At 46.1% G+C, this 9,880-nt stretch carries 5 protein-coding genes and 1 rRNA gene (1 of these 6 only partly in view); 5 read left to right on the top strand and 1 reads right to left on the bottom strand.

Annotated features, from left to right (window positions below; genetic code table 11):
* The first annotated feature begins 23 nt into the window (after window positions 1-23).
* Complete coding sequence (locus ACYQ05_RS08170; protein WP_459820065.1) at window positions 24-2,933, top strand: FAD-binding and (Fe-S)-binding domain-containing protein; 2,910 nt, start codon at window positions 24-26, stop codon at window positions 2,931-2,933.
* On the opposite strand, the gene ACYQ05_RS08175 is transcribed toward ACYQ05_RS08170, so the two are convergent.
* Complete coding sequence (locus tag ACYQ05_RS08175; protein ID WP_459820067.1) at window positions 2,930-3,334, bottom strand: HIT family protein; 405 nt, start codon at window positions 3,332-3,334, stop codon at window positions 2,930-2,932. The two genes, ACYQ05_RS08170 and ACYQ05_RS08175, sit on opposite strands and share 4 nt — an antisense overlap.
* 99 nt (window positions 3,335-3,433) lie before the next feature.
* On the opposite strand from ACYQ05_RS08175, the gene ACYQ05_RS08180 reads away from it, so the two are divergent.
* From ACYQ05_RS08180 to ACYQ05_RS08195, 4 genes are all read left to right on the top strand, one after another.
* On the top strand, window positions 3,434-4,012 hold the full coding sequence (locus ACYQ05_RS08180) for a Maf family protein (RefSeq protein WP_459820068.1): 579 nt from the start codon (window positions 3,434-3,436) through the stop codon (window positions 4,010-4,012).
* A complete protein-coding gene (gene rng, locus ACYQ05_RS08185; protein WP_459820070.1) occupies window positions 4,005-5,474 on the top strand; it encodes a ribonuclease G in 1,470 nt (489 codons plus the stop codon). Before ACYQ05_RS08180 ends, rng begins: the two co-directional genes overlap by 8 nt.
* 3 nt (window positions 5,475-5,477) lie before the next feature.
* Window positions 5,478-9,275, top strand: a complete 3,798-nt coding sequence (locus tag ACYQ05_RS08190; RefSeq protein WP_459820072.1) for a YhdP family phospholipid transporter — start codon at window positions 5,478-5,480, stop codon at window positions 9,273-9,275.
* Between the two features lie 531 nt (window positions 9,276-9,806).
* Window positions 9,807-9,880 (top strand): 16S ribosomal RNA (locus tag ACYQ05_RS08195) (it continues 1,472 nt past the right edge of the window).

Here is a 9,880-nt window from a genome sequence, read left to right on the forward strand (position 1 = left end):
TTTTTAATTGCCTTTTTATTGTCATGAAAACCATTACCGATGCCTCTATTTTTGAATTTCCTTTACACGCTTGGCTGACGCCGGATTCTGTTGATAGCCTTGTCACGCACGTGCGCCAAGCTTTAGCCGCTGAGCAATCGATTACGCTGCGCGCTGGCGGCACCTCTTTGGGTGGGCAGGCGATTGGCTCAGGGGTGATTTTGGATGTTTCCAAACACTTAACAAAGATTTTAGCCTATCGTCCTGAAGCGCGTGAAATTGTGGTCGAGCCGGGTGTGATTCAAGAGGATTTAAACCGGTTTGTGGCGGCGGATGGGTTGAGATTTGCGCCTGATACCTCAACCGCCAATCGGGCGATGATCAGCGGCATGATCGGTAATAATTCCTGTGGCGCTTATTCTGTCTATTATGGCACCACACGGGAGCATGTGAAATCGGTTGAAGCGGTATTGGCAGATGGTTCAGAAGTGGTGTTTGAACCCTTATCTGCTCAGGCGCTGCATCAAAAGTTGAATTTGCCCACCTTAGAGGGGACGATCTACCGAGAGGTGATCTCGCTGTTAGAGCAGTATGGCGAGCAGATTATTGCGGCCTTCCCAGATCCTTCGATTAAACGTCGGAACACCGGTTATGCGCTGGATGAACTCTATCGTCACCACCAACCTTTTAATCCTGAAGGTAAGCCTTTTAATTTAACGCCCTTAATTTGTGGCAGCGAAGGCACGCTGGCGGTGATTAAGTCTGCCACCTTGAATTTGGTGCCGCTGCCTAAATATCGTCAGCTGCTCTGTCCGCATTTTGCGTCAGTGGAAGCCGCCTTAAAGACGGTGCCGGAGGCCTTGGATTTTGAACCGGCCGCCATTGAATTGATCGATCAGGCCACCTTAGAGGGCACAAAATATAATCGGAAACAAGCTCAGAATCGCTTTTGGCTAGAAGGGGATCCAGGGGCTGTTTTGGTGGTGGAGCTGTTTGCTGAAGATGCGGAAATATTGGTGCAAAGGCTGGAAGCGCTGCAGCAGTGGTTTTTACAACAGGGGGCGACGGCATGTCCCCTGATTGCCACTGAAGACACCCAAAAAGTGTGGGCAGTGCGAAAGGCAGGATTGGGCTTGTTGATGGGTAAACCGAGTCGCAAAAAGGCGATTGCCGTCATTGAAGATGGGGCGGTGCCAGTAGCGGCTCTGCCCGACTATTACCGGGATGTGCAGGCTTTAATGGCGGAATTGGACGTGGGGTGTGTCTATTATGGGCACGCTTCAGTGGGATTGATTCATATTCGTCCAGAACTGGATTTGGCGTTGGTAGAGGATCGTGCCTTAATGCAGCAGATTGCTGAGCGTAATGTGCAGTTAATTAAAAAATATCGTGGGGCGATTTCTGGTGAGCATGGCGATGGTCGAATTCGAGCTCCTTTTCTACCACAGCTGTTAGGAGAGGAAGTTTATCAACACTTGGTCACCTTGAAGCGGATTTTTGACCCGAAAAATCGATTGAACCCCGGTGTTATTATTGGTGAGATGCCGATTACGCAACATTTGCGCGCCGATCGTCAGCCGGTGGCCAATTTTTACGAACTGGTTCCACCCGCTTTTGATTGGTCGGATGACCTATCGTTGATGGATGCGGTTGAGAAATGCAATGGCGCAGGGGCTTGCCGCAAGTCGACAGGGCTCATGTGTCCTTCTTATCAAGTCACGCGTGAGGAAGCCTATTCCACGCGTGGGCGCAGTAATCTTTTGCGCTACGCTTTAACTGAACCCGATCCAAGACAAGCCTTGCAGGCGGAGGAATTGCAAGAGGCGCTTGAGCTATGCTTAGGGTGTAAAGGGTGTAAAACCGAGTGTCCCGCTTCGGTGGATATGTCGAAGTTGAAGTCTGAGGTGCTGTATCAAGTGAAGCAAAATGGCGCCACCACACTGAAAAGTCAGTGGCAGGATTGGGCGATTCAGAACTATGGGCGTTTAATGCAGTGGGTCAGTCGTTGGCCAGCGCTTTACAATTGGGGGCAAAATAGAGGCTGGGTGAAGGATCTGTTGCAGGTTGATCGACGGCGCACCTTACCGGCCATCGCCAATACTTCTGCCCAAAGCCTCTGGCAGCAAAAGTGGGCGCAGAGGGTACAGGAGATGCCGAAGCGCTCACCTGAAGTGTTGATTTTAGTAGATCTGTACAGTGGTTATCAAGAGCCACAAATTGCCGAAGCGTGCTTTGCCGTGCTGAAACAGTGGGGAATGGTTGTTCAACCGATTTTTATGCAGCACAGTCCGCGCGCTTTAATTAGCCAAGGGCTACTTGAGGAAGCGAAAGCGGCTTTATACGATTTGGCGAAACAGGTACATCATTATCCTGACGCTAAGGTGTTGGGTCTCGAGCCTTCTGAAATCTCGGTGATGATGGATGAACTGTCAGATCTGTTTCCAGAACTGAAAAAAACGTCGCTGCAAGCGGGCGAAAGTACGCAAAATCCCCAGTCCTGTCAAGATGCCTACCTTTCAGGACTGGGGATTTTGGCAAAAACGCAGCCTTTTGAAGAGATTGTGCTGCAGCTTTTGGCAGAAAACCCCACATTTGGGGGGTTGAAAGGGGTCAATAAGCTTAAAAAAGCCTGGCTTCATGTGCATTGTCATCAAAAATCCTTAATGTCGCCGAAAAAAGTGGCGCAGGCTTTAGCCTTAGTGGCGGAAGAGGTGCAAGTGATTGAGAGTGGATGCTGCGGGATGTCGGGCGCGTTTGGTTACCATCATTATGAGATTTCCGAAAAAATTGCCCAGCAAGCGCTGCTGCCTGCGGTCTCTAAGATGCAGCCAGGAGAGGTGTTGGTAGCGACAGGGACCAGTTGTCGCCATCAGGTGGCAGATTTAAGCGAGCAGCAGGCGATTCATTTGGTAGAAGCTTTTGCCAGGGCGCTGGGGTCTGGAGAAAGCGCTTAAGCCATTTGAGTGAAATAGTCTGCCAGCGCTTTTTTCAACCGTTCGGGTTGCCCTTCATCTTTGCTCAGGGGTTCTCGGCACCAGATGGGATCGGGCCAAGCTTCATCAGTTTCATCGCGAAAGACTAAATGAATATGGTAATAAGGGAGCTTATTGCCAATTTTAGCAAGGTTGAAGTGGCCATATCCCTGATCTTGGAGAATAAAGGCGATTTGGTGAATTTCCCCATAGAGATTGGCAGCATAGTCCTTATTGGTAAGCGGTTGTTTGGGAATAAATTGCAACCAAGCGATTTGCGTGGCTTCTGCCATCAAGGAAAAGAGCGGATGGTCATAGAGGTAGTGGTTTTCAAAGATGGCTTCCAGTTTTTCGGGGGTGTGCGTGGGTAGAATAATGTCCATATGTTTCCTTTCCTTGACTTTCTTTTAAGCCAAGATCTACTTGCGATTTGAGATAGAATAAACAAATCATCATCAGAATTCACTTAAAAATACTACAAAATGAAAAAAATTTATTTAGCGTCACAATCGCCGCGTCGTTTAGAGTTGTTGTCCCAGTTGGGTTTACAGGCAGAGCCGGTGATTGCCCCGATTGAAGAGGTGGCCTTGCCGCATGAATCACCGCATGCTTTTGTGGTGCGTATGGCGGTGGAAAAAGCCTATGCAGGATTTAATAAAGTGAGTGGAACAGACAGCTTTGTGATTGGCGGAGATACCGTGGTGCTGGCAGATGGAAAAGTGTTGGGCAAACCCAAAAACAGAGCGGCGGCTTTTGCGATGTGGCAGCGTTTAGCGGGGAAATCGCATCAGGTATTATCTGCGGTAGCGGTCGTAAAAGATGGGGTGGTAAGATCGGCTTTAAACACGACGCAAGTGTGGTTCCGACCCATGAGTGAGCCGGAAATGACGGCTTATTGGCAGAGTGGTGAGCCGCAGGACAAAGCCGGCGCTTATGCGATTCAAGGTTTGGGCGCTAAGTTTATTGAAAAAATTGAAGGCAGTTATTCTGGGGTGATGGGTTTGCCGTTGTTTGAACTGGATCAATTGTTGCAACAGGCAGGGTTTTATCAAGATGAGTAATGAAGAGAAAATGTTGATCAATGTCACCCCAAGTGAAACCCGTGTCGCATGGGTGGAAAATGGGGTGTTGCAAGAGGTGTGGATTGAGCGCGCTAATAAGCGCGGTCTGGTAGGTAATATTTACTTAGGCAAGGTGGAGCGTGTGTTGCCCGGGATGCAGGCGGCATTTGTCAATATTGGACTTGAGCGCGCGGCGTTTTTGCATGTATCCGATGTCTGCCCGAAAGTGATTAGCGGCGTGACAGATGAGTGTGAAGACATTCAGCGTTTACTGCGACCAGGACAACAAATTATGGTGCAGGTGGTCAAAGATCCTTTGGGGACGAAAGGGGCGCGGGTGACCATGCATGTGACCATTCCTTCGCGTCTATTGGTGTTTATGCCGAATGAGCAGGTATTGGGTGTTTCGCAGAAAATTGAGAGTGATCAGGAGCGTCAGCGTTTAAGAGCGCTGGCCCAATCTTTGCCGGAATTTGAAGCGGAGACGGGCGGCTTTATTGTTCGTACGGTAGCGGAAGGGTGTGATTTACCTGAATTGCGAGCGGACATGCGTTATCTACAAAGATTGTGGCAAAGCATTGAGCAGCGTGCCAAAAGCTGTAAAGAGGCGTGTTTAATCTATGAGGATTTACCGCTTTATTTGCGGGTGTTGCGCGATATGCCGGTAGAGCGTGTAGAAAAAGTGCGGGTGGACTCCACGGAAACCTATAAAAAAATGCAACAGTTTGCAGAGCAGTATGTACTCGAACTGAAAGATAAAATAGGGCTCTATACAGGCGATCGGCCTATTTTTGACCTCTATAATATTGAAGAAGAAATTCAGGCCGCCTTGGAAAAGCGGGTCAATTTAAAATCAGGCGGCTATCTGATTATTGATCAGACGGAAGCGATGACCACCATTGATGTCAATACGGGCGCTTTTGTTGGCCATAAAAATTTGGAAGAGACGATCTACCGCACCAATTTAGAAGCGACACAAGCGATTGCGCGTCAATTGCGATTGCGCAATTTGGGCGGGATTATTATTCTGGATTTTATCGATATGGAGGAAGCTCAGCATAAAGAGCAGGTATTGCTAGCGCTGGAAAAAGAGCTGCAAAAGGATCGTGCCAAAACTTCAATCAGTGAGCTTTCTAAACTCGGGTTGGTAGAGATGACACGCAAACGCACGCGAGAAAGTTTAGAGCATACCCTTTGTGAACCTTGTGCAGTCTGTCATGGACGAGGCACGACAAAAACTGCGGAGACCATGGCATATGAGATTTTCCGAGAGATTACGCGAATGGCGAAGTCTTTTGATGCCGACAGCTATCGAGTCATTGCTTCAGAGCCGGTGGTCAACTATATTTTAGATGAGGAGTCCAGTGCGGTTGCAGAATTGGAAGCCTTTTTAGATAAAAGCATTCGATTTCAAGCGGAGAGCAGCTATACCGCTGAGCAATATGATGTGGTGATGATGTAGGCTATGTGGAAGCGTGTTTTACACTGGAGTTGGCGACTATTTGAAACTGCCGTTCTGCTTCTACTGTTTCTGTTTGTATTGTTACAAGGCACACTCTATTTTTTTCAATACGCCCCTCAAAAAAGCAGCGCACTGCTTCAGAAATATCTAGGGATTGGCTTAACCTATCAACAAGCGGATATTCAGCAAAATCTATTTAGCTTTACCGTGACTGCCAAGCAGTTAAAAGTACAGCGACAAGCAACCTATTTTCAGGCCGAACAACTGACATTCGATATTCATCTCCTGAGCTTATTGACCCCAAGCCAGTTTGTGGGGGATCATTTGGTTTTGCGCAATGCCCGCTTGCAGCTCCCGCCTATTGATTTGTATCAAGATGCTCAGAAGTCTGCTGCTTTGAATAGACTGCCAGCTAGGTTTTGGCGAGAGATCAGTGTCTCTAATTTTGAGTTGGCGACTCAACTTCGTCAGACGGATCTATCCACGGCAACGCCGCTTTCCATGAAATTAACACAATTGCAGTCTCGACAGGGATTGGATTGGTTGCTAAATGGCCGTGCGGATCTGTATGTCGCATCCCAAATGCCTGTCACTCGTCTCTCTGTTCAAGGCCGCTTAAAACCGAATGCGATAGGATTTCTGTCAAAAGCGCAATTGAGTTGGCAATTTATACAGCCTTTAGATTTAGCTAAGTTGCGCCCATTGCTGAATCAACAGCAACGAGGGCTTTTACCACTGGGGTCATTAGCGGTGGATGGTGAAGCCACACTCCAACAGGGAAAGTTAAGAGCCTTAACTTCAAAAGTGTCTTTTCAGCAATTGCAATGGCCAAATATCAAGCATAATCAAGTTTTACCTAAAAGTTTGGCCTTTCGAGTCCGATGGTTGCAGGCACAAGCGCAGCGTGCTGTCTTAGAAGATTTAACGATTGATAACCGTTATGTTGGACATCAAAACTTAGCAGAAGTGGTATTGGGGCCTGAAGCATTCCAATTGAAAATGAGTCAATTTAGTTCGGCGCCTTTTGAGCCTATTTTGAAAAAAGCGTTGGAAGAGTATTTAAAGGTCCCCGTTAAAACTCTTGCTGAGCAACCGCCCCATATTGATATTGACGCCATTCAGCTTAGCTTAAATTATCAAACTTGGAAAATACAGCAGCTCGCGCTGCGTTTAAATCAGCTGAGCGTCCCGTCCATTGCTAAATACCCGGGGGTGAAAGTTCAACACCTTTTTTTACAAAAGCTGGGCATGCATTACCAATTGAATGTCAAAAAACCAATTCAGATCCAATATCCTGATGCATTTGAACAGCCAATCGCTTTGAAATTTGATAAAAAGCTCCAGTTTTCTTGGCAAGGCGGTCGTCAGCAGAAACTGCAGATTCCCAAGGCAACCTTCCACGTGAATCAGATTCCCTTTCAATTGCAGTGGACATCAACAGGTTCAGTGGTGAAACAAGCGGTTTTATCCGCATCGCCGAAAACGTTAAGTGAAGTGAAAGCGCTGTTGCCTTATCCGCTGATGTCAAAACAGCTTCAGCAGTGGTTAAAACAGAGTTTAAAAGCAGGTGAGCAGATTCAGGTCGTTGCCAAACTTTCAGGTGATTTAAAACGGTTCCCCTTTAAAAAAGGAGGGGGGACACTTCAGGCTAAAGCGGTGATTCATCACACCGTTTTGAAATTCCAACCCGATTGGCCGGCGTTAACGGACTTTACTGCACAGTTAGATTTTCGACCTTACGACCTGACTGTCACAACACCTAAGGCGACACTGTCTGGCCTGCAAGTGTCGGATGTCAAAGCGTTGATTGCCAATTTAGATCAAAAAGATATCGCAGTGGCTATTCGCGGAAAAGCGCAAGGGGATGCGGCTGATGCCCAGCGATTTTTATTAGAGAGTCCGCTGGCTAAAAAGGCTGGGTTGGAAACTTTTCTGCAAAAACAGGTCACGTTTTCAGGCAGGTTAGAGGCTGACCTTAAAAGAATATGGGTTCCGGTTTATGGGTTTGACCAGCAAAAAGAAGATGTTCAAGCCAATGTTTTCCTTAAAGGCGTTGATTTAACCCTCTATCAGAAGCTCCCTTTTAAAAATATTCAGGGAGACATTTCTATTCACAATCACGATATTCAAGCGCCCAATTTAAAGGGTCAATTAACGGGTGTTCCCTTTTCTGCTAAGATTCAAACAGAGCCGAAAAAGCACCAGGTGACTATTTCAGCAACAGGCGCGCTCCAAATGCCGCGAGAAAGCTTGCTTGTTAAGGGAAGGTTGCCTTGGGAATATTATGCGATTCTCCCTTATGATCAACGACCGATAAAAATGAAAACGCAAGTGGATTTTAATCAGTTTCATTCTAAGCTTCCAGCCCCTTTAGATCAGTCATTTTTCTCGACAGGGCCTGCAGAATTTACGTTTGAAAAAAATCACGCTCACGGAAAACTGGATTTTCACTTGGGTCAGAGTCTAAAAGCGAAAGGAAAGTTGGATTTTTCAGCACAAGCGAAAAAGGCACAGACGAATTTGATCCAAGCGTTGTATATCGCCATTGGTCAGCAAACCGTGCCTAAAAATTGGTCGGAGGTTAAGGGGGTTCGTTTTCAGGGGTCATTGAATACCTTGGATTTAGATGGATGGCTGCATAACATCAGTGAAGTGAAATCATGGTTCCCGACAATGGAATCGTCATCAGAGCACCCCATTCTGTTTGCCCCTTCTACGTTAGACTTTAAGACAGTGCGGTATAAAAATCACGCCTATCAGGATCTGGCATTGACTCTGCAGACGCTATCTAATCAGCAACAGGTTTTTAAACTTAAAACCGCTAAAGAAATTGATCTGCAGGGCATCAAACAGGCAGGCAAGTGGCAAGTTTATGCGAATAAGCTCCATGTCATTTTGCCTGAAAGTGCAAAAGCGTCCGAAAAATCCTCTATTTCCAAGTCCTGCCAGCCGCCGTTGCCACCCCAATCCCCATTAAACTTGGCGCCTATTTACTTTAAAGGTAAAAACATTCGCTGGGGGTCACGTCAGTTTGATCGCATGAGCTTTCATTTTGCCCCAACGCTAAAAGCACTTTTGGTGCAAGATTTAAATTTTGGCTATCGAAAAGCATATGGAACGGGTTACTATCAATGGCAATATGATGTGCAAAAGAGCGATTTAAAAATTGCCATTCATTCTAAGAGTGTGGAAGACTTTAGTCGTATGCTAGATATCGAGAAGGGGATTACAGGTAAGAAAGCGGAACTCAATTTAAAGGCAAGCTGGAGAGGTGGGCCACACTGTTTTGATTTGAAAACTGTTCGTGGGGATTTAAATGTTAGATATGATGATGGGGTTATTAAGGATGTAGAGCCTGGCATTGCCAGAGTGCTAGGACTGCTCAGTATCAATTCAATTGTTAGACGGTTAAGCTTAAACCTTTCTGATGTCACGGATAAAGGTTTAGCTTACTCCATTATTGAAGCTAATGGCAAAATTGAAAAAGGCTATCTAAAACTTAAAGAACTGAAACTAGAAGCCCCTTCTGTTCGAGGAAAAGTGTGGGGGCGGGTTGATCTTATCCATAAAAAATTGGATTTAAAGGCGGATGTCACCCCAGCAGTGGGCAGTTCCTTAGCCACTATTGGCGCTTTGGTAGGCGCGGTGAACCCAATTACCGCCATCCTAACGTTTACTTTGCTTAAAAATATTCCACAAATCAATGAGGATTTAATTACTTATCAATATACCGTACGTGGGGATTGGGAAAAGCCAATTATCAAAGAGCGGAGTGCGGGTGTTCAGCTGATTCATAATTAAAGGTTAAATAACTCATTGAATAACTCTGTGGATAACTACGGTAAAACTCGGTATAACGCAAAAGTGTCAAATTTTTGTTAAAAAAGTCGAGTTTAGGACTTGAACTTCTCCCGAATGCCCCTATAATACGCATCTCCTTCAAGGGCGCAGCACTAAAAAGTCGCGTTCAAGAAGGACGAGCCAAGCAAAAGCGAAGCGTTGTCAAATGAAAAAAACGGAAGTAAGCAGTAAAAAACCTCCAAAAAACATTTGACAGTAAAAACGAATTCAGCTTATAATGCGCAGCTCATTTGATTGACAAACACCTAAAGCCAAACGTAAGTAAACGCTTTAAGTGATTGAAGCAGACACAGTTCTTTAACAACACGGTAATTCAGAGATAATTTATGTGGAAGCTCCTTAAGTGAGTTTTCGATAGATAAATCTCAGACGAAATGCAAGGTAAAGATACGCAAGTATCGTACATGTATCTCGTCAATTTCGAGAGTTTATTCCAACTCCTGAGAAGGAGACTAAATATATTGCAAGATTAAACTGAAGAGTTTGATCCTGGCTCAGAATGAACGCTGGCGGCAGGCCTAACACATGCAAGTCGAACGGAAACG

The organism is Galenea microaerophila (assembly GCF_054657255.1).